This is a genomic window from Enterobacter vonholyi (assembly GCF_008364555.1).
Classification (GTDB): Bacteria; Pseudomonadota; Gammaproteobacteria; order Enterobacterales; family Enterobacteriaceae; genus Enterobacter; species Enterobacter vonholyi.
The window spans coordinates 150,185-171,596 of sequence record NZ_VTUC01000038.1 but is presented as its reverse complement, the minus strand read 5'-3'; the positions used below and the strand labels follow the sequence as shown (position 1 = coordinate 171,596).

The following is a 21,412-nucleotide window of genomic DNA, read 5'->3' as shown; positions in this document are numbered from 1 at the left end:
CGAGAAGACAATGCCAAAACGTACAGACATAAAAAGCATCCTGATCCTTGGCGCTGGCCCGATCGTGATCGGCCAGGCCTGCGAATTCGACTACTCCGGCGCGCAGGCGTGTAAAGCCCTGCGCGAAGAGGGTTACCGCGTTATCCTGGTGAACTCCAACCCGGCAACCATCATGACCGACCCGGAAATGGCAGATGCAACCTACATCGAGCCGATTCACTGGGAAGTCGTGCGTAAAATCATCGAGAAAGAGCGTCCGGACGCGGTGCTGCCAACCATGGGCGGCCAGACGGCGCTGAACTGTGCGCTGGAGCTGGAGCGTCAGGGCGTGCTGGAAGAGTTCGGCGTGACCATGATCGGCGCGACCGCCGACGCCATTGATAAAGCAGAAGATCGTCGCCGCTTCGACGTGGCGATGAAGAAAATCGGCCTTGACACCGCGCGTTCCGGTATCGCACATAACATGGAAGAAGCGCTGGCCGTTGCCGCTGAAGTGGGTTATCCGTGCATCATCCGTCCATCGTTCACCATGGGCGGCACCGGCGGCGGTATCGCCTACAACCGTGAAGAGTTCGAAGAGATTTGTGAGCGCGGTCTTGATCTCTCCCCAACCAAAGAGCTGCTGATTGACGAGTCGCTGATTGGCTGGAAAGAGTACGAGATGGAAGTGGTGCGTGATAAAAACGACAACTGCATCATCGTCTGCTCCATCGAAAACTTCGATGCGATGGGTATCCACACCGGTGACTCCATCACCGTTGCGCCAGCCCAGACCCTGACCGACAAAGAGTATCAAATCATGCGTAACGCCTCGATGGCGGTACTGCGTGAAATCGGCGTGGAAACCGGCGGTTCTAACGTGCAGTTCTCGGTTAACCCGAAAACAGGCCGCCTGATTGTTATCGAAATGAACCCGCGCGTGTCCCGTTCCTCCGCGCTGGCGTCTAAAGCGACCGGCTTCCCGATTGCGAAAGTGGCGGCGAAACTGGCGGTGGGTTACACCCTCGACGAGCTGATGAACGACATCACCGGTGGCCGCACGCCTGCGTCCTTCGAGCCGTCCATCGACTACGTTGTGACCAAAATTCCTCGCTTCAACTTCGAGAAATTCGCGGGTGCGAACGACCGTCTGACCACCCAGATGAAATCTGTCGGTGAAGTGATGGCGATTGGCCGCACCCAGCAGGAATCCCTGCAGAAAGCGCTGCGCGGCCTGGAAGTGGGCGCGACCGGCTTTGACCCGAAAGTGAGCCTGGATGACCCGGAAGCGCTGACTAAAATTCGCCGCGAGCTGAAAGACGCGGGCGCAGAGCGTATCTGGTACATCGCCGATGCCTTCCGTGCGGGCCTGTCCGTGGACGGCGTGTTCAACCTGACCAACATCGACCGCTGGTTCCTGGTGCAGATTGAAGAGCTGGTCCGTCTGGAAGAACAGGTTGCCGAGCTGGGCATCACCGGCCTGGACGCTGACTTCCTGCGCGTGCTGAAGCGTAAAGGCTTCGCCGACGCGCGTCTGGCTAAGCTGGCGGGCGTGCGTGAAGCAGAAATCCGCAAGCTGCGCGACCAGTACAACCTGCACCCGGTCTACAAGCGCGTGGACACCTGTGCGGCTGAATTCTCGACCGACACCGCGTACATGTACTCCACCTATGAAGACGAGTGCGAAGCGAACCCGTCAGTCGACCGCGACAAGATTATGGTGCTGGGCGGCGGTCCAAACCGTATCGGCCAGGGCATCGAGTTCGACTACTGCTGCGTACACGCCTCGCTGGCGCTGCGCGAAGACGGTTACGAGACCATCATGGTCAACTGTAACCCTGAAACGGTTTCTACCGACTACGACACCTCTGACCGCCTCTACTTCGAGCCGGTTACCCTGGAAGACGTGCTGGAAATCGTGCGCATCGAGAAGCCAAAAGGCGTTATTGTGCAGTACGGTGGCCAGACCCCGCTGAAGCTGGCGCGCGCGCTGGAAGCGGCAGGCGTACCGGTTATCGGTACCAGCCCGGATGCGATTGACCGCGCGGAAGACCGCGAGCGTTTCCAGCAGGCGGTTGACCGTCTGAAGCTGAAACAGCCGGCGAACGCCACCGTGACCGCTATCGAACAGGCCGTTGAGAAGGCGAAAGAGATTGGCTACCCGCTGGTGGTGCGTCCTTCCTACGTGCTGGGCGGCCGCGCGATGGAAATCGTTTATGACGAAGCCGACCTGCGTCGCTACTTCCAGACCGCAGTGAGCGTTTCCAACGATGCGCCAGTGCTGCTTGACCGCTTCCTCGACGATGCGGTAGAAGTGGATGTTGACGCCATCTGCGATGGCGAAATGGTGCTGATTGGCGGCATCATGGAGCATATCGAGCAGGCGGGCGTGCACTCTGGCGACTCCGCCTGTTCTCTGCCAGCGTACACCCTGAGCCAGGAGATTCAGGATGTGATGCGCCAGCAGGTGCAGAAGCTGGCCTTCGAGCTACAAGTTCGCGGCCTGATGAACGTCCAGTTCGCGGTGAAAGACAACGAAGTCTACCTGATTGAAGTCAACCCGCGTGCGGCACGTACCGTACCGTTCGTCTCCAAAGCCACCGGCGTACCGCTGGCGAAAGTGGCGGCGCGCGTGATGGCGGGCCAGACGCTGGCGCAGCAGGGTGTGACCAAAGAGATCATTCCACCGTACTACTCGGTGAAAGAAGTCGTGCTGCCGTTCAACAAATTCCCGGGCGTTGACCCGCTGTTAGGGCCAGAAATGCGCTCTACCGGGGAAGTGATGGGCGTGGGCCGCACCTTCGCCGAAGCGTTCGCGAAGGCGCAGCTGGGCAGTAGCTCCACCATGAGAAAATCAGGCCGTGCGCTGCTCTCCGTTCGCGAAGGCGACAAAGAGCGCGTGGTTGACCTGGCCGCCAAGCTGCTGAAACAGGGCTTCGAGCTGGACGCAACCCACGGTACGGCGATTGTGCTGGGTGAAGCCGGTATTAACCCGCGTCTGGTGAACAAGGTGCATGAAGGTCGTCCGCACATTCAGGACCGTATCAAGAATGGCGAATACACCTACATCATCAACACCACCGCAGGCCGCCAGGCGATTGAAGACTCCAAGCTGATTCGCCGCAGCGCGCTGCAGTACAAGGTGCACTACGACACCACCCTGAACGGCGGTTTCGCAACGGCTATGGCGCTGAACGCGGATGCCACCGAGAAGGTGATTTCAGTGCAGGAAATGCACGCGCAGATTAGCAAGTAAGTAAAAATGCCCGGTGCCGTTCGGTTGCCGGGCATTCTCCCCATCTTCAGAACCTTCTGGTTTTTCATCCGGTTTCAGTCAGTTAGCCTAAAATGGTTAGGTCGATAACGAAATTCAACTGAGAGCAGGGGAAAACACCATGCAAAATAAATTACTGATCGCTTCCGTTCTGGCTGCTACGGCAATGTTTACCGTTGCGGGCTGTTCGTCTAATCAGGCCGTAAAAACCACCGATGGCAAAACCATTGTCACCGACGGCAAACCGCAGGTGGATGACGATACCGGTCTGGTGTCGTACAAAAATGCCGAAACCGGTCAAACCGAGCAGATTAACCGTGACCAGGTGAAATCCATGGGCGAGCTGGATAACTAATTCAGAATTCTGACGTAAGCCCGTCAATAATATTCACTATTAGCCTGTTGAATTACTGACTACACTCTTTTGTTAAAAGAAAGTAGTAACAACAGGCTAATCAATGATTCTGATAATTTATGCCCATCCTTATCCGCAGCACTCGCATGCGAATAAGCGGATGCTTGAGCAGGTAAGGACGCTTGATAACGTAGAGATACGTTCCCTCTATCAACTCTACCCCGATTTTAATATCGATATCGCCGCCGAACAGGAGGCGCTCTCCCGTGCCGATCTGATTATCTGGCAGCACCCCATGCAGTGGTACAGCACGCCCCCGCTGCTGAAACTGTGGATTGATAAAGTCTTCTCCCACGGCTGGGCGTATGGACACAACGGCCATGCGCTAAAAGGGAAAAGCCTGATGTGGGCGGTCACCACCGGCGGTGGGGAAAGCCATTTTGATATCGGTTCCTTCCCGGGTTTTGACGTCCTGGCGCAGCCGCTGCAGGCGACAGCGCTCTATTGCGGTTTGAACTGGCTCCCGCCTTTTGCGATGCACTGCACGTTTGTTTGCGACGATGAAACGCTGCAGGCGCAGGCTCGCCATTATAAACAACGCTTACTTGAGTGGCAGGAGACGCACCATGGATAGCCATACGCTGATACAGGCGCTGATTTACCTCGGCGCGGCGGCGCTGATTGTGCCCGTGGCGGTACGCCTGGGGCTGGGCTCTGTTCTCGGCTATCTGATTGCGGGCTGCGTCATTGGGCCGTGGGGCTTTCGACTGGTCACGGATGCCGAGGCGATTCTCCATTTTGCTGAAATCGGCGTTGTGCTGATGCTGTTTGTGATTGGCCTGGAGCTCGATCCCCAGAGGTTGTGGAAGCTTCGCGCCTCGGTATTTGGCGGAGGGGCACTGCAGATGGTGGCCTGCGGCCTGCTGCTGGGTGGGTTCTGCATCCTGCTGGGCATGGACTGGAAAGTGGCAGAGCTCATCGGCATGACGCTGGCGCTCTCCTCAACGGCTATTGCCATGCAGGCGATGAACGAGCGAAATCTGACGGTATCCCAGATGGGGCGTAGCGCGTTCTCGGTGCTGCTGTTCCAGGATATTGCCGCTATTCCGCTGGTGGCGATGATCCCGCTGCTGGCAGCAAGCGGTTCCTCTACCACGCTGGGCGCTTTCGCGCTGTCGGCACTGAAGGTGGCGGGCGCGCTGGCGCTGGTGGTGCTGCTTGGCCGTTACGTGACCCGCCCGCTGCTGCGGTTTGTTGCCCGTTCAGGCCTGCGCGAAGTGTTCAGCGCCGTGGCGCTATTCCTGGTGTTTGGCTTTGGTCTGCTGCTGGAAGAAGCCGGGCTGTCGATGGCTATGGGGGCGTTCCTCGCAGGCGTCCTGCTGGCGAGCTCTGAATACCGCCACGCGCTGGAAAGCGATATCGAGCCGTTCAAAGGGTTGCTGCTGGGGCTGTTTTTCATCGGCGTGGGGATGTCCGTCGACTTTGGTACGCTTGTGACTCACCCGCTGCGGATCGTCATCCTGCTCGTCGGCTTCCTGATCATTAAAATGGTAATGCTGTGGCTGATTGCACGTCCGCTGAAGGTTCCAAATAAGCAGCGCAGCTGGTTTGCGGTTCTGCTGGGGCAGGGGAGCGAATTTGCGTTTGTGGTCTTTGGCGCTGCGCAGATGGCAAACGTGCTCGATCCCGAGTGGGCGAAAGCTCTGACGCTGGCGGTCGCGCTGTCGATGGCCGCAACGCCCGTTCTGCTGGTGGTGCTGACGCGTCTGGAAAAATCGGGTAGCGAGCAGGAGCGCGAAGCCGATGAAATTGACGAAGAACAGCCGCGCGTCATCATTGCCGGATTTGGCCGCTACGGGCAGATCGTTGGCCGTCTGCTGCTGTCCAGCGGGGTGAAGATGGTTATCCTCGATCACGACCCCGACCATGTCGATACTCTGCGTAAATTTGATATGAAGGTATTTTACGGCGATGCGACCCGCGTCGATCTATTGGAATCCGCCGGTGCGGCCAAAGCGGAGGTATTGATTAACGCGATTGACGATCCGGAGACCAGCATGCAGATGGTGGAAATGGCAAAAGAACATTTCCCGGATCTGACCATTATTTCCCGTGCCCGCGATGTGGATCATTATATCCGTCTCAGGCAAGCGGGTGTAGAAGCCCCTGAGCGTGAAACCTTCGAAGGCGCGCTGAAATCTGGCCGTATGGCGCTGGAAAATCTGGGGCTCGGCGCGTATGAAGCGCGCGAGCGGGCGGACCTGTTCCGCCGCTTTAACACCGAGATGGTCGAAGAGATGGCGGCGATGGCCGGGAGTACGGTCACCGAGCGTGCGGCGGTGTTTAAACGCACCAGCGCCATGCTGACGGAAATCATTAACGAGGACCGTAATCACCTGTCGCTGATCCAGCGTCACGGCTGGCAGGGCACGGAAGAGGGCAAGCATACCGGCGATCCGTCTGACGAACCGGAGAGTAAACCTTCCGCGTGAAGTGGAGTTGCCAGCAATATTAAAAAATTTCTTTATCTTTACTCTGCCGCCAGTCGACGAAAGATTAAGCTTTCCGTATAGTGGCGGCAATTTTTTGCATCCGGGAAATTTTCAATGATCAGTCTGATTGCAGCGCTGGCGGTGGACCGCGTTATCGGTATGGAAAATGCCATGCCGTGGAACCTGCCTGCCGATCTCGCATGGTTTAAACGTACTACGTTAAACAAGCCGGTAGTGATGGGCCGCCTGACCTGGGAGTCGATTGGTCGTCCATTGCCGGGCCGTAAGAATATCGTTATCAGCAGCCAGCCGGGCACTGACGATCGCGTCGAATGGGTAAAATCAGTCGACGAGGCGATTGCTGCATGCGGCAATGCCGAAGAGATCATGGTGATCGGCGGTGGGCGCGTGTACGAGCAGTTCCTGCCAAAAGCGCAGAAGCTGTATTTGACCCACATTGATGCAGAAGTGGAAGGGGATACTCATTTCCCGGACTACGATCCGGACGAGTGGGAATCGGTATTCAGTGAATTCCACGACGCCGATGCACAGAACTCCCATAGCTACTGCTTCGAGATTCTGGAACGTCGTTAAGTGATTTTCCCTCTCCCGGCCGGGAGAGGGAATAGCGTATCAGGAGGCGACGGCCTCGCCTTCTCCTAAGTCCAGCTGTCGGTTGGACGGCTGCACAAAGTAAGCTTTATCTTCCCAGCGCAAGCAGGTTAACTCTCCGCCCCAGCAGCATCCGGTATCCAGACCGTAAATCCCTTCCGGCGTTCCTTTTCCTTCCAGTGCCGCCCAGTGACCAAATACCACGCTGTACTCGCTTGTCACCGGCCCCGGAATGGCAAACCACGGTTTCAGCGGAGCGGGCGCACTTTCCGGCGTCTCTTTGGAATACATGTCCAGCTGTCCGTTCGGGAAGCAGAAGCGCATGCGGGTATAGGCGTTGGTGATAAAGCGTAGACGGGCCAAACCGCTGAGATCCTCGCTCCAGTGGTTCGGCATATCGCCGTACATGGCATCGAGGAAGAAAGGATACGAGTCGCTCGCCAGCACCGCCTCAACGTCGCGCGCGCAGGTCTTCGCCGTCTCAAGATCCCATTGCGGGGTGATCCCGGCATGCGCCATGACCAGCTTTTTCTCCTCGTCGACCTGCAGCAGCGGCTGACGGCGAAGCCAGTTAATCAGATCGTCCGCGTCCGGGGCATCCAGCAGCGGAGTGAGGCGATCTTTAGGTTTGTTGCGGCTGATCCCGGCGAATACCGCCAGCAGATGCAGATCGTGATTGCCCAGCACCATGCGGACGCTGTCGCCCAGCGATTTGACGAAACGTAATACTTCAAGGGAGCCGGGGCCACGCGCGACTAAATCGCCCGTCAGCCAGAGCGTGTCCTGCTCTGGCGTAAAGTCGACCTGTTTTAATAATGCGATCAGTTCATCGTAGCAACCGTGAACGTCGCCAATCAGATATGTAGACATTAGATTAATGAATAAGTGTGGTTACGGCGAGACGGAACACGGGAATGGCAACGCGGAAATCATTGCCATCGACATCGACCATTTCATAATGGCCCTGCATCGTACCCATCGGCGTTTCAATCACCGCGCCGCTGGTGTACTGGTACTCTTCACCAGGGGCGATGTGGGGCTGTTCACCGACCACACCTTCACCCTGAACTTCGATTTCGCGGCCATTGCCGTTGGTGATAAGCCAGTAGCGTCCGCGCAGCTGCACGGGCGTCCGCCCCAGATTGCGAATGGTCACGGTGTAAGCAAAGACAAAACGTTCTTCGTCTGGTGATGACTGTGATTCAACATAGACGCTTTGTACATGGACACATACGCGGGGCGAATCAATCATGGCTTAACTCTCCTTCGGCGGCGCATTATCGCTGATGTAATTAGCCAGCTTGCAGTATTGCTCTACGGAAATGTTCTCCGCACGCATTGCCGGGTCGATTCCCAGTTCGGCTAACACCTCAACGGTAAAGGAATTGCTGAGGCTGTTACGGATCGTTTTACGACGCTGGTTAAAGGCTTCAGTGGTAATGCGGCTCAGTACACGCAGATCTTTAACCGGATACGGTTTCGTTTTGTGCGGTACAAGGCGCACAACCGCTGAATCCACTTTAGGTGGTGGTGTGAACGCTGACGGTGGTACTTCGAGTACCGGGATCACGTTGCAGTAATATTGTGCCATCACGCTTAAACGACCATACGCTTTACTGTTCGGGCCTGCAACCAGACGGTTAACAACCTCTTTTTGCAACATGAAGTGCATGTCGGCAATGGCATCAGTATAGCTAAAGAGGTGGAACATGAGCGGCGTGGAGATGTTGTACGGCAGGTTGCCGAAGACGCGCAGCGGCTGGCCCATTTTTTCCGACAGTTCGCCAAAGTTCATGGTCATGGCGTCCTGCTGATAGATGGTCAGCTTCGGCCCGAGGAACGGGTGCGTTTGCAGGCGAGCGGCCAGATCGCGGTCCAGTTCGATGACGGTCAGCTCGTCAAGGCGTTCGCCTACCGGCTCGGTCAGCGCGGCAAGACCCGGGCCGATTTCGACCATCGCCTGACCTTTTTGCGGATTAATAGCCGAGACAATGCTTTCGATCACGAACTGATCGTTAAGGAAGTTTTGCCCGAAACGTTTACGGGCTAAGTGGCCCTGATGGACTCGATTAGTCATTGAGTATTAACAATCATTTTGATGGCGAGATTAAGCGCCGTAATAAAACTGCCGACATCCGCTTTCCCCTGGCCTGCCAGATCCAGCGCAGTACCATGGTCAACGGACGTTCGAATAAAGGGTAAACCGAGGGTGATATTCACCCCGCGGCCAAAGCCCTGGTATTTTAGCACGGGCAGGCCCTGATCGTGGTACATCGCGAGCACGGCGTCGGCATTATCCAGGTATTTCGGCTGGAAAAGAGTATCTGCAGGGAGCGGCCCGCTGAGGTTCATCCCCTTCGCCCGCATTTCGTTGAGCACCGGAATAATGGTGTCGATCTCTTCGGTGCCCATGTGCCCGCCTTCGCCGGCGTGCGGATTCAGGCCACAGACCAGCACATGCGGCTGCGGTATCCCAAACTTTGTCTGCAGATCGTGGTGCAAAATCCCGATGATTTCGCGCAGGAGTTCAGGAGTGATCGCATCCGGAATGGCTTTGATCGGCAGATGGGTGGTCACCAGCGCAACGCGCATTTCCTCCGTCGCCAGCATCATCACCACTTTCGGGCTATGTGAGCGCTCTTCGAAGAACTCCGTATGCCCCGTAAACGGTATACCCGCTTCGTTGATGACGCCTTTATGGACGGGACCGGTAATCAGGGCGGCAAATTCGCCCTTCAGGCAACCGTCGCAGGCGCGCGCCAGGGTTTCCACGACATAGTGGCCGTTTTCCGTGCTGAGCTGGCCCGGAATAACCGGCGTACGAAGGGGAACAGAAAGAAGGGTGAGTGTACCGGCTTGCTGCGGTGCAGGCTGTTGGCCTTCAACGTAAGGGATAAGCGTTAAAGGCAGACCGAGCAGCGTTGCCCGGTCTTGTAACAGTGTTGCATCGGCGCAGACAACCAGTTCTACAGGCCAGCTGCGCTGGGCGAGCTGGACAACGAGGTCAGGCCCAATCCCGGCGGGTTCGCCGGGCGTGATCACAACACGATGCTGTTTCATTAGTTGCTCAGAATTTTCACGTATGCGCTGGCGCGTTGTTCCTGCATCCAGGTGGCTGCTTCTTCAGAGAACTTACGGTTAAACAGCATACGGTAGGCTCTGTCTTTCTGTGCCGCATCCGTTTTATCAACGTTACGGGTGTCCATCAGTTCGATCAGATGCCAGCCAAACGAAGAGTGGACCGGCGAACTGATCTGGCCTTTGTTCAGCTTCATCAACGCATCGCGGAAGGCAGGATCGTAAATATCCGCAGCCGCCCAGCCCAGATCGCCGCCCTGGTTAGCAGAGCCTGGATCCTGCGAGAACTCTTTTGCTGCCTTCGCAAAAGAGGTTTTACCGCTCTTAATGTCTGCTGCAATCTGTTCCAGCTTCGCACGCGCCTGATCGTCAGTCATGATCGGTGACGGTTTCAGAAGAATGTGGCGAGCGTGAACTTCGGTGACGGAGATATTTTGGCTCTGACCACGCAGATCGTTCACCTTCAGAATGTGGAAGCCCACGCCTGAACGGATTGGACCCACGATATCCCCTTTCTTCGCCGTGCTCAGGGCCTGGGCAAAGATGGATGGCAGCTCCTGAATACGTCCCCAGCCCATCTGGCCGCCTTTCAGCGCCTGTTGGTCAGCGGAGTAGGTGATAGCCAGCTTGCCAAAGTCTCCGCCGTTACGCGCCTGTTCGACAATAGAACGCGCCTGGCTTTCAGCTTCCGCAGCCTGATCGGAAGTTGGGTTCTCTGGCAGTGGGATCAGGATGTGGCTCAGGTTCAGCTCTGTGCTCGCATCGTTCTGGTTACCCACCTGTTTTGCCAGCGCGTCTACTTCCTGAGGCAGGATAGTCACGCGGCGACGCACTTCGTTGTTACGCACTTCCGAAATCAGCATCTCTTTACGGATCTGATTACGGTAGGTGGCGTAGCTGATGCCGTCATAGGCTAGACGGCTGCGCATCTGGTCTAAAGACATATTGTTCTGCTTCGCGATGTTAGCGATCGCCTGATCGAGCTGCTCGTCAGTGATCTTCACACCCATTTTCTGCCCCATCTGCAGAACGATCTGATCCATGATCAGACGCTCCAGGATCTGGTGGCGCAGCGTGGCGTCATCCGGAAGCTGTTGACCGGCTTCACCCGAATTGAGCTTCACCGATTTCATCAGACCGTCAACGTCACTTTCAAGCACGACGCCGTTGTTAACCACAGCAGCGACTTTATCAACAACCTGGGGGGCGGCGAAGCTGGTATTCGCAACCATAGCGACACCGAGCAGCAGCGTTTTCCAGTTCTTCATACTTTTTCCATTTCAATTAACCGCAAAGCGGATTACGTTGCAAATCAAGCACATTACAAGGCGCTACTGTACGGCAGAATATTCGAGCGCAGCATTTTCTGCGTACCCAGGCCGTAGTTGGAACTCAGGCCGCGTAACTCGAAGTTAAAGCCAATCACGTTATCGTATTTGCTCTGATTGTTTTCACTGTTCCAGCCGTTAAGCTTACGTTCGTAGCCGAGACGCAGCGCGTAACAGCAGGAGTTATATTGCAGACCAACCATCTGGTCAGCAGCTTTATTGGCGTTAGTATCGAAGTAGTAAGCGCCTACGATTGACCAGCGGTCGGCGATTGGCCAACTCGCTGCGCCACCCACCTGCGAAATACCGTCTTTATACTGCTCGGCAGTACCATAGTTCGGTAGCGTCGCCTGAATATATTCCGGGCTGGCATAACGATAGGTCAACTGCACCATACGATCTTCATCCCGGCGATACTCAATCGCCGCCGTACTGTTGGCGATATTGTCGAGACGGGTGTCATATTGGACGCCGCCGCGCAGACCCCAACGATCGGTCATACGCCAGTAGGTGTCACCAGCCCAAATCAGCGAACCTGTCTTGTTATCTTTCTCCCACTTAATATTGTCATCGCCCGTGCGAGACTCGGTGAAATAGTAGATTTGACCAACAGAAACGTTAAAACGTTCAACGGCAGCGTCATCATAAACGCGCGATGTGACCCCGGTCGTTAACTGGTTCGCTGAGGCGATGCGGTCAAGGCCGCCGTAGGTACGATCGCGGAACAGGCCGCTATAGTCAGATTGCAGTAACGAGGAGTCGTAGTTATTGATGTTGCTCTGGTCGCGATAAGGCACGTACAGGTACTGCATACGTGGCTCCAGCGTCTGGGTATAGCCATCCGCCAGAAGTGCCATATTGCGTTCGAAGATCAGCTTACCGTCCATTTTGAACTGCGGAAGCGTACGGTTTACGGATTCCTCAAGATGGGCGTTGTTGCTGGTATTGTAATCATCAATATTTTTTTGCTGATAATGGGTCGCCATCAGCTTGGCTTCCGTATTCAGGCTTGCCCAGTCATTCGACCATGGCAAGTTGATAACGGGCTCCAGGTGAACACGGGTGGCTTCCGGCATATTAGAATTGGTGTTCACAAAATGCACGGCCTGGCCATAAATACGAGTGTCGAACGGACCCACGTCATTCTGGTACCAGTTAACGTCCAGCTGAGGTTCGGCGCCATAGGTACTTGCCGTCTGGCTGGAGAATACCTGGAACTGTTTGTTGGTTACCGTCGCATCGAAGTTCTGAACCGCGTAGCCAACGCTGAAAATCTGTGTGGCATAACCATCGGTACTCGAACCGTATTTGGATGAGAAATCATTGAAGTAGTTCGGGTCACTGACTTTGGTGTAGTTGACGTTGAAACGCCAGACCTTGTCCATCACCCCGGAATGCTGCCAGAAATACATCCAGCGGTGCTTATCGCCTTCGGTTGGATGCTCGTCCTGGAAAACTTTATCCGACGGCAGATAATCCAGCTCCATCAGACCCGCACCAGCCTGGGTCAGATAGCGGAACTCGTTCTCCCACATGATGTTGCCGCGCTTGTGGATATAGTGCGGCGTGATCGTCGCATCCATGTTTGGCGCGATGTTCCAGTAATACGGCAGGTAGAACTCAAAGTAGTTCGTGGTGCTGTATTTGGCATTCGGGATCAGGAAACCGGAGCGACGTTTGTCACCCACGGGAAGCTGCAGATAAGGGCTATAGAATATGGGCACCGGACCCAGCTTGAAGCGGGCGTTCCAGATCTCTGCGACCTGTTCTTCGCGGTCATGGATAACCTCGCTCCCGACCACGCTCCAGGTATTTGAACCCGGCAGACATGACGTGAACGTACCGTTTTCCAGGATCGTATAGCGGTTTTCACCGCGCTGTTTCATCAGGTCTGCGTCACCGCGCCCCTGGCGACCCACCATCTGGTAATCACCTTTCCAGACGTTGGTATCTTTCGTATTCAGGTTTGACCAGGCTTTCGGACCTTTCAGGATGACCTGATTGTCGTCATAGTGCACATTACCCAGCGCATCCACCGTTCGTACCGGCTCGGCCGCACCTTCCGGTTGTTTCTGGTGCAGCTGCACTTCATCTGCCTGCAGGCGGCTATTGCCCTGGTTAATATCGACATTGCCCGTAAACGTGGCATTGTCAGGGTAAGTCCCTTTTGAACTGTCGGCAGTAATAGTTACCGGCAAGCTATTTGTATCGCCACTCACCAGTGGGCGATTATAACTTGGGACGCCAAGCATACACTGCGAGGCGAGATCGGCCGCCAGACCCTGTTGACTGTACAGGGCGGAGCCAATCATTGTGGCCAGGAGGGTGGGGATACGTTTTTTCATACGTTGTATTTTATTGTTCCGTCATCAGTGGCTACGGCTTATAAACGCTCAGAGACTATCTTACTCATCTGCGCAGTACCAGCGTTAATCCTGCCCGTTTGCGTGCCAGAGTGTTAGGCTCGCTATCGAATGACGAGTATGATAAAGCAAATTATAGGCGATGTCCTTCAATTGACCGTGACTTGAACACAGTGATGATGACGTTGCGTCGGCAAGGAATATGACTATCCGGGGAGTATATGCAGTATTGGGGTAAAATAATCGGCGTTGCGTTCGCCATCATCATGGGTGCCGGGTTCTGGGGAATTGTGCTGGGGCTTATTATTGGCCATATGTTTGATAAGGCGCGCAGCCGCAAAATGGCCTGGTTTGCCAATCAGCGCGAGCGTCAGTCACTCTTTTTCTCCACCACCTTTGAGGTCATGGGGCACTTAACCAAATCCAAAGGGCGTGTCACAGAAGCCGATATTCAGATTGCCAGCGTTTTTATGGATCGCATGAACCTGCACGGCGACTCCCGTCTGGAAGCGCAAAATGCGTTTCGCATCGGGAAATCCGATAACTATCCGCTTCGCGAAAAAATGCGTCAGTTCCGCAGCATCTGTTTTGGACGTTTTGATTTAATTCGGATGTTTCTGGAAATTCAAATCCAGGCGGCCTTCGCGGACGGTTCACTACACCCTAATGAACGTGACGTGCTGTACGTCATTGCGGAAGAGCTGGGCATCTCCCGTATGCAGTTCGACCAGTTCCTGCGCATGATGCAGGGCGGGGCACAGTTTGGCGGTGGCTATCACCAGCAGTCGTCCGGCGGTGCCTGGCAGCAGGCGCAGCGTGGTCCGACGCTGGAAGATGCCTGCAATGTGCTTGGCGTTAAGCCCTCTGACGATCAGACCACAATTAAACGTGCCTATCGTAAGCTCATGAGCGAACATCATCCGGATAAACTGGTCGCGAAAGGCTTACCGCCAGAAATGATGGAGATGGCGAAGCAAAAAGCGCAGGAAATTCAGAAAGCGTACGAACTGATTAAAGAGAAGAAAGGTTTCAAATAAAAAAAGCCCGACGATGTCGGGCTTTTTTTTAGAAGTCCACCGGGGCTTTAAACGTCATTGCGTTACCGAAGGCCGGATGGGTGATGGTGAGCGTCTGCGCGTGCAGCTGCAGACGTGGCGCTAAGGCCAGCGCTTCAGGCGGCGCGTAAAACCTGTCGCCCAGAATCGGATGACCCAGCGCAAGCATATGCACGCGCAGCTGATGCGAGCGTCCGGTAATCGGCTTTAGCAGGACGCGCGCGGTATTATCCGGCGCGTACTCAAGCACTTCATACTCGGTCTGCGCGGCCTTGCCGGTTTCATAACACACCTTCTGCTTTGGCCGGTTCGGCCAGTCGCAGATCAGCGGTAAATCCACCAGCCCTTCGGCCTGCGCCGGGTGACCCCAGACGCGGGCGACATACTGCTTCTTCGGCTCGCGCTCGCGGAACTGGCGCTTCAGCTCGCGTTCCGCCGCTTTGTTCAGCGCCACCACAATCACGCCGCTGGTCGCCATGTCCAGGCGATGGACAGACTCCGCCTGAGGATAATCACGCTGAATGCGCGTCATCACGCTGTCTTTGTGCTCGTCCAGACGCCCCGGCACGGACAACAGCCCGCTGGGCTTGTTGACCACCATAATGTGTTCATCCTGATACAGAATGACCAGCCAGGGATCCTGCGGCGGATTGTACGGCTCCATCACCATCTTGCGCTCCGGTTACTGATGCGTCACAACGATAAGACGCAGGGCATCCAGGCGCCAGCTAGCCTGGTTGAGGCTTTCCAGCACCTGCTGACGGTTGCTTTCAATCGCTGCCAGTTCGTCGTCACGGATGTTAGGGTTCACGGCCTTCAACGCTTCCAGACGCGACAGCTCAGCAGAAAGTTTCTCGTCGGCTTCCGCGCGTGCGGCATCAATCAGCGCTCTGGCCGCTTTCTCGATCTGGGTTTCGCCCTGTTGCAGAATAGCGTGCACGTCCTGCTGGACCGCGTTAACCAGCTTGCTGCCGGTATGGCGGTTCACCGCGCTCAGCTGTCGGTTGAAGCTCTCGAATTCAACCTGTCCCGCCAGGTTCGTACCGTTTTTGTCCAGCAGCAGGCGGACAGGCGTTGGCGGCAGGAAGCGGTTGAGCTGCAGCTGTTTCGGCGCCTGCGCTTCCACAACGTAGATCAGCTCCAGCAGCAGGGTACCCACCGGCAGCGCCTTGTTCTTCAACAGGGAGATGGTGCTGCTGCCGGTATCGCCGGAGAGGATCAGGTCCAGCCCGTTACGGATCAGCGGGTGTTCCCAGGTGATAAACTGGGCATCTTCGCGGGACAGCGCCACATCACGCTCGAAGGTGATGGTACAGCCATCTTCCGGCAGGCCCGGGAAATCCGGAACCAGCATGTGATCGGACGGGGTCAGGACAATCAGGTTCTCGCCGCGGTCGTCCTGGTTGATGCCGACGATGTCGAACAGGTTCATGGAGAAGCTGATCAGACTGGTGTCATCATCTTGTTCTTCAATGCTTTCGGCAAGCGCCTGCGCTTTTTCACCGCCGTTGGAGTGGATCTCAAGCAGGCGGTCGCGGCCCTGTTCCAGCTGCGCTTTTAGCGCGTCGTGCTTCTCACGACAGGACTTAATCAGCTCGTCAAAGCCGTCGGTGTTTTCCGGCGCGGCCAGGTAGCCGATCAGATCGCCATGCACCTGATCGTAAATGGTGCGGCCCGTCGGGCAGGTATGTTCAAACGCGTCCAGACCTTCGTGGAACCAGCGCACCAGCACGGACTGGGCCGTTTTTTCCAGATATGGCACGTGGATCTGAATATCATGGGCCTGACCGATACGGTCCAGACGGCCGATACGCTGCTCCAGCAGATCGGGGTTAAACGGCAGATCGAACATCACCAGGTTGCTGGCGAACTGGAAGTTACGGCCTTCAGAACCGATTTCAGAGCACAGCATAACCTGAGCGCCGCTGTCCTCTTCGGCAAACCACGCTGCGGCGCGGTCGCGTTCAACGATGGACATGCCTTCGTGGAACACGGCGGCGCGAATGCCTTCGCGCTCGCGCAGGACCTGCTCCAGCTGCAGCGCGGTGGCCGCCTTGGCGCAGATCACCAGCACCTTCTGGGAACGGTGCGCGGTCAGGTAGCCCATCAGCCACTCTACGCGCGGATCGAAGTTCCACCAGGTGCCGGTATCGCCTTCAAATTCCTGGTAGATTTGTTCCGGGTAGAGCATGTCGCGAGCGCGCTCTTCCTGCGTTTTGCGCGCGCCCATAATGCCGGAAACTTTAATGGCCGTCTGATATTGCGTCGGCAGCGGCAGCTTGATGGTGTGCAGCTCGCGTTTCGGGAAGCCTTTGACGCCGTTACGGGTGTTACGGAACAGCACGCGACTGGTGCCGTGGCGATCCATCAGCATGTCGATAAGTTCTTTACGCGCGGATTCCGCGTTCTCGCTGTCGCTGTTAGCGGCCTGCAGCAGCGGCTCGATATCCTGCTCGCCAATCAGATCGCTCAGGGTGTTGAGTTCATCATCAGAAAGACGCTTGCCCGCCAGCAGCAGCGCGACGGCATCCGCAACCGGACGGTAGTTATTCTGTTCTTCCACAAACTGCCCGAAGTCGTGGAAACGGTTTGGATCGAGCAGGCGCAGACGGGCGAAGTGGCTTTCCAGACCCAGCTGTTCCGGCGTTGCGGTCAGCAGCAGGACGCCAGGCACGCGCTCGGCAAGCTGCTCGATAGCCATATATTCGCGGCTCGGCGCGTCTTCACTCCAGACCAGGTGGTGCGCTTCGTCGACCACCATCAAATCCCACTCGGCATCGCACAGGTGCTCTAGACGCTGCTTGCTGCGGCGCACGAAGTCCAGGGAACAGATCACCAGCTGTTCGGTTTCAAAAGGGTTGTCCGCATCATGCTGCGCTTCGGCATAGCGTTCGTCGTCGAACAGGGAGAAACGCAGGTTAAAGCGGCGCAGCATTTCAACCAGCCACTGGTGCTGCAGGGTTTCTGGCACCACAATCAGCACACGTTCGGCAGCGCCGGAAAGCAGCTGTTGATGCAGGATCATGCCTGCTTCAATGGTTTTACCCAGGCCCACCTCATCTGCCAGCAGCACGCGCGGCGCGTGACGACGGCCCACGTCATGGGCGATGTTCAGCTGGTGGGGGATCAGGCTGGTGCGCTGGCCGCGCAGGCCGCTCCACGGCATGCGGTACTGTTCACTCTGGAACTTACGCGCGCGATAGCGCAGGGAGAAGCGATCCATACGGTCGATTTGCCCGGCAAACAGGCGGTCCTGCGGCTTGCTGAACACCAGTTTGCTGTCGAGCAGCACTTCACGCAGGATGACATTTGACTCGTCGGTGTCCAGGCGAGTCCCGATGTAGGCGAGCAGTCCATTCTCTTCTTTTACGTCTTCAATCTTGAGCTGCCAGCCGTCATGGCTGGTCACGGTGTCACCCGGATTAAACATCACGCGGGTTACAGGGGAGTCATTGCGAGCGTACAGACGGTTTTCACCGGTGGCAGGGAAGAGGAGGGTAACCATACGCGTATCGATTGCTACGACGGTTCCTAATCCAAGTTCGCTTTCTGTATCGCTGATCCAGCGTTGACCAAGTGTAAAAGGCATAGTTGTTCGGCTCTAATCTTTAATTGCAGGCAATAGTTCGACTACCGTCAGAAAAAACGGTCATCGAAAAATGGGTCCGGGAATGGAAAGGGCGCTATGGTACTGGATGGCAGCCATTTCGTCACGCGTCAAAATAGGCCAAGTTGCCCTGTAACCAGTGTAGCAAAATCATCGTCGATGAAGGGCAAAATTCCGTCGGCAACCGGCTGAAGCTGACGCGTCAGATAGTGTTCATAATCCAGAGGCGAGTGCTGATAATCCACCGGTTCCGGGCCGTTAATCGTCCAGACGTATTTGATGGTCCCCCGGTTCTGATACTGCGGCGCGCGGCCGCGGCGGACGTTTTCTTCATCTGCCAGACGCGCGGCGCGGACGTGCGGAGGAACGTTACGCTGGTACTCCGCCAGCGGACGGCGCAGGCGCTTGCGGTACACCAGCTGCGCGTCAAGTTCGCCCGCCATCAGGCTGGCTATCGTCTCGCGCACGTAGTCCTGATACGGCTCATTGCGGAACACCCGCAGATAAAGCGTCTGCTGGAACTGCTGCGCCAGCGGCGTCCAGTCGGTACGTACCGTCTCCAGCCCTTTAAAGACCATCCGCTGCGCGTCGCCTTCCTGAATTAGCCCGGCGTAGCGCTTCTTGCTGCCCTGATCGGTACCGCGAATGGTGGGCATTAAAAAGCGGGCAAAATGGGTTTCAAATTCAAGCTCCAGCGCGCTGGTTAAGCGCGCTTTCTGCAGATGTTCCTGCCACCAGTCGTTCACGAAGGTAACCAGCGCTTTGCCGATTTGCGCGGCATCGTCTTCGGAATGCGCACCCTTAAGCCATACAAAGGTGGAGTCCGTGTCGCCGTAGATGACGTCATAGCCCCGGGACTCAATCAGCGCTTTGGTCTGGCGCATGATCTCGTGTCCGCGCATGGTGATCGACGACGCCAGACGCGGGTCAAAGAAGCGGCAGGCGCTGGTGCCCAGCACGCCGTAAAAGGCGTTCATGATGATTTTCAGCGCCTGCGATAGCGGCTTGTTGCCGTGGCGCTTGGCCTCATCTCGGCCGTGCCAGATGTTTCCCACTATCTCAGGCAGACAGTGCTTTTCCCGCGAGAAGCGTGCGCCGAGGAAGCCTTCGGTGCTGTGTTCATCATCCGGCTGGGCCAGGCCTTCCACCAGCCCGACGGGGTCGATCAGGAAGGTGCGAATTATCGACGGGTAGAGGCTTTTGTAGTCCAGCACCAGAACGGAGTCATACAATCCTGGTCGGGAGTCCATGACATATCCGCCGGGGCTGGCCTGCGGCGGCACGTCCCCAAGGTTGGGGGCGACGTATCCTGCCCGGTGCATCCGCGGAAAATAGAGGTGGCTGAAAGCCGCCACGGAGCCGCCGTGTCTGTCAGCTGCCAGGCCGTTCACCGTCGCGCGCTCCAGCAGGAACGGCATAATCTCGGTTTTATGGAATATCTGCGTGACCAGCTCGCAGTCTTTCAGGTTATAGGTGGCGAGCGCGGGCTTGTCTTCGTTAAAGCGCCGGTCGATCTCGTCCATTCTGTCCCAGGGGTTGTCGATGGATTTACCTTCACCAAGCAGCTCCTGCGCCACCGCCTCGAGGGAGAATGAAGAGAAGTTCCAGAAGGCGGATTTCAGCGCCTCAATGCCGTCGATAATCAGGCGACCGTTCGCCTGGGCGAAGAAGACGCCGTTCTTAAAACCGTGCTCGCGCCATTCCAGCTCGCTGTTGCCGCGCCCGAGCATCAGCGGAATGCGGTAACGCTCGGCGTGCTTTTGCAGCACGCGCAGATCGAACTGCACCACGTTCCAGCCGATCAGGACGTCGGGATCGTAGTCGGCAAACCACTGGTTAAGCTTCTCCAGCAGCTGCGGGCGGCTGTTGACGTACTCAAGCCGGAAATCCAGCGCGGAGGCATTACCATTCGGCGGCCCGAGCATATAGACAACCCGATCGCCGCAGCCTTCCAGACCAATGCAGTACAGTTCGCCGTGGCGGGTGGTTTCGATATCCAGTGATACCCACTTCAGCGGCGGGCGGTAGTGCGGGTTCGGCTTCAGCCGCGCGTTAACGAGGCTGCCGTTATGCGCGATGCCGTCCACCCAGACGGGCGCGGTAATAAACCGCTCCATCAGAAAGCGTTCCGGTGGGCGGATATCCGCTTCGTAGAGCGTCACGTCTGCTTCGCGCAGCAGTTTTTCATAGCGCATCAGCTGACGATGGGCGCGACAGTAGAGGCCATAAACCGGCTGACGGTGGAAATCTTTCAGCTCAAGCGGAGTGATACGCCAGCCGTTTTCGCCGCGCAGCAGCTCTTTCACTTTTTCGACGTGCGCTTCCGGAATAAAAGCCACGGATTCCTGCGGCGGGAGCGTAACGTGCAGCGGACCGTTATCCGTCGCCAGCCAGAACGCGACCTCGGTGCCCTGAGGGGTATCCCGCCAGTGTCGGGTCAGTAAAAAGCCTTCTTGCGCCTGCGCCACGCCGTTATCCCAGAAAACAAAACCAGGCCTGATTATAGCCTGGTTAAGATTTTAATGCTGGGTTTATATACAGTTTACTGCCCGTAGTAGGCCTTCGCGCCGTGCTTGCGCAGGTAATGCTTATCCAGCAGGGTTTGCTGCATATCCGGCAGCTGCGGCGCCAGCTGGCGACAGAAGATCCCCATATAGGCGATCTCTTCAAGCACGATGGCGTTATGCACCGCGTCTTCTGCGTTTTTCCCCCAGGCAAACGGGCCGTGGGAGTGCACCAGCACGCCGGGCATTTGCGCCGCGTCGATTCCCCGTTTTTCGAAGGTTTCAACGATCACGTTGCCGGTTTCCCACTCATACTCGCCGTTGATTTCTGCATCGGTCATCAGACGAGTGCAGGGAATGGTGCCGTAGAAGTAGTCCGCGTGGGTGGTGCCTGTCGCCGGGATGGACTGGCCCGCCTGCGCCCAGATGGTGGCATGGCGTGAATGGGTATGCACGATACCGCCGATGGTCGGGAATGAGCGGTACAGCAGGCGGTGGGTCGGCGTATCGGAGGACGGTTTTTTGTTTCCTTCCACCACTTCACCTGTTTCGATGCTGACCACGACCATATCCTCTGCGGTCATCACCGTGTAATCCACGCCCGAAGGCTTGATCACGAATACCCCTTTTTCCCGGTCAACGGCGCTGACGTTGCCCCAGGTCAGGGTCACCAGGTTATGCTTTGGCAGCGCCAGGTTGGCTTCAAGTACCTGACGTTTGAGATCTTCTAACATGGTTGTCTCCCTGCCCGGCGAGCGCAGCGCC

The 21,412-nt window shown here is 56.7% G+C and carries 16 protein-coding genes; 6 read left to right on the top strand and 10 right to left on the bottom strand.

Annotated features, from left to right (window positions below; translation table 11 throughout):
• The first annotated feature begins 10 nt into the window (after window positions 1–10).
• The 5 genes from carB to folA all read left to right on the top strand — a co-directional run bounded on the left by carB (window position 11) and on the right by folA (window position 6,694).
• On the top strand, window positions 11–3,235 hold the full coding sequence (gene carB / locus F0319_RS21425; RefSeq protein ID WP_111964067.1) for a carbamoyl-phosphate synthase large subunit: 3,225 nt from the start codon (window positions 11–13) through the stop codon (window positions 3,233–3,235).
• Window positions 3,236–3,374: 139 nt separating this feature from the next.
• Window positions 3,375–3,608, top strand: coding sequence for a YgdI/YgdR family lipoprotein (locus tag F0319_RS21420; RefSeq protein ID WP_003856439.1), 234 nt, complete (start codon window positions 3,375–3,377; stop codon window positions 3,606–3,608).
• Window positions 3,609–3,711: 103 nt separating this feature from the next.
• Window positions 3,712–4,242: a glutathione-regulated potassium-efflux system oxidoreductase KefF gene (gene kefF, locus F0319_RS21415; RefSeq protein ID WP_047173708.1), complete on the top strand. Its 531-nt coding sequence runs from the start codon at window positions 3,712–3,714 to the stop codon at window positions 4,240–4,242.
• Entirely contained in the window at window positions 4,235–6,100 is a 1,866-nt protein-coding gene (kefC, locus tag F0319_RS21410) for a glutathione-regulated potassium-efflux system protein KefC (protein WP_149367730.1), read from the top strand. The genes kefF and kefC overlap by 8 nt, the downstream gene beginning before the upstream one ends.
• A 114-nt stretch (window positions 6,101–6,214) precedes the next feature.
• A complete protein-coding gene (folA, locus tag F0319_RS21405) occupies window positions 6,215–6,694 on the top strand; it encodes a type 3 dihydrofolate reductase (protein WP_008502023.1) in 480 nt (159 codons plus the stop codon).
• Between the two features lie 39 nt (window positions 6,695–6,733).
• On the opposite strand, the gene apaH is transcribed toward folA, so the two are convergent.
• The 6 genes from apaH to lptD are packed head-to-tail and all read right to left on the bottom strand — an operon-like array spanning window position 6,734 to window position 13,463.
• Window positions 6,734–7,582, bottom strand: a complete 849-nt coding sequence (gene apaH / locus F0319_RS21400) for a bis(5'-nucleosyl)-tetraphosphatase (symmetrical) ApaH (protein ID WP_149367729.1) — start codon at window positions 7,580–7,582, stop codon at window positions 6,734–6,736.
• Between the two features lie 4 nt (window positions 7,583–7,586).
• On the bottom strand, window positions 7,587–7,964 hold the full coding sequence (gene apaG, locus F0319_RS21395) for a Co2+/Mg2+ efflux protein ApaG (RefSeq protein ID WP_008502021.1): 378 nt from the start codon (window positions 7,962–7,964) through the stop codon (window positions 7,587–7,589).
• 3 nt (window positions 7,965–7,967) lie between these two features.
• Window positions 7,968–8,789, bottom strand: coding sequence for a 16S rRNA (adenine(1518)-N(6)/adenine(1519)-N(6))-dimethyltransferase RsmA (gene rsmA, locus F0319_RS21390; RefSeq protein ID WP_023310362.1), 822 nt, complete (start codon window positions 8,787–8,789; stop codon window positions 7,968–7,970).
• Window positions 8,786–9,772 (bottom strand): 4-hydroxythreonine-4-phosphate dehydrogenase PdxA, encoded by a 987-nt coding sequence (pdxA, locus tag F0319_RS21385; protein ID WP_029740873.1) that lies wholly within the window; start codon window positions 9,770–9,772, stop codon window positions 8,786–8,788. The genes rsmA and pdxA overlap by 4 nt, the downstream gene beginning before the upstream one ends.
• A complete protein-coding gene (surA, locus tag F0319_RS21380; RefSeq protein WP_111964064.1) occupies window positions 9,772–11,058 on the bottom strand; it encodes a peptidylprolyl isomerase SurA in 1,287 nt (428 codons plus the stop codon). The genes pdxA and surA overlap by 1 nt, the downstream gene beginning before the upstream one ends.
• 53 nt (window positions 11,059–11,111) lie before the next feature.
• On the bottom strand, window positions 11,112–13,463 hold the full coding sequence (lptD, locus tag F0319_RS21375) for an LPS assembly protein LptD (protein ID WP_111964063.1): 2,352 nt from the start codon (window positions 13,461–13,463) through the stop codon (window positions 11,112–11,114).
• 239 nt (window positions 13,464–13,702) lie between these two features.
• On the opposite strand from lptD, the gene djlA reads away from it, so the two are divergent.
• Window positions 13,703–14,518: a co-chaperone DjlA gene (gene djlA, locus F0319_RS21370; RefSeq protein WP_008502016.1), complete on the top strand. Its 816-nt coding sequence runs from the start codon at window positions 13,703–13,705 to the stop codon at window positions 14,516–14,518.
• 28 nt (window positions 14,519–14,546) lie between these two features.
• On the opposite strand, the gene rluA is transcribed toward djlA, so the two are convergent.
• The 4 genes from rluA to araD form a co-directional block, all read right to left on the bottom strand.
• Window positions 14,547–15,206, bottom strand: a complete 660-nt coding sequence (gene rluA, locus F0319_RS21365; RefSeq protein ID WP_008502014.1) for a bifunctional tRNA pseudouridine(32) synthase/23S rRNA pseudouridine(746) synthase RluA — start codon at window positions 15,204–15,206, stop codon at window positions 14,547–14,549.
• A gap of 12 nt (window positions 15,207–15,218) precedes the next feature.
• Window positions 15,219–18,125, bottom strand: coding sequence for an RNA polymerase-associated protein RapA (gene rapA, locus F0319_RS21360; protein ID WP_149367728.1), 2,907 nt, complete (start codon window positions 18,123–18,125; stop codon window positions 15,219–15,221).
• A gap of 128 nt (window positions 18,126–18,253) precedes the next feature.
• Window positions 18,254–20,611, bottom strand: coding sequence for a DNA polymerase II (gene polB / locus F0319_RS21355; RefSeq protein WP_149367727.1), 2,358 nt, complete (start codon window positions 20,609–20,611; stop codon window positions 18,254–18,256).
• A gap of 74 nt (window positions 20,612–20,685) precedes the next feature.
• Window positions 20,686–21,381, bottom strand: a complete 696-nt coding sequence (gene araD / locus F0319_RS21350; RefSeq protein ID WP_111964059.1) for an L-ribulose-5-phosphate 4-epimerase — start codon at window positions 21,379–21,381, stop codon at window positions 20,686–20,688.
• Between the last annotated feature and the right edge of the window lie 31 nt (window positions 21,382–21,412).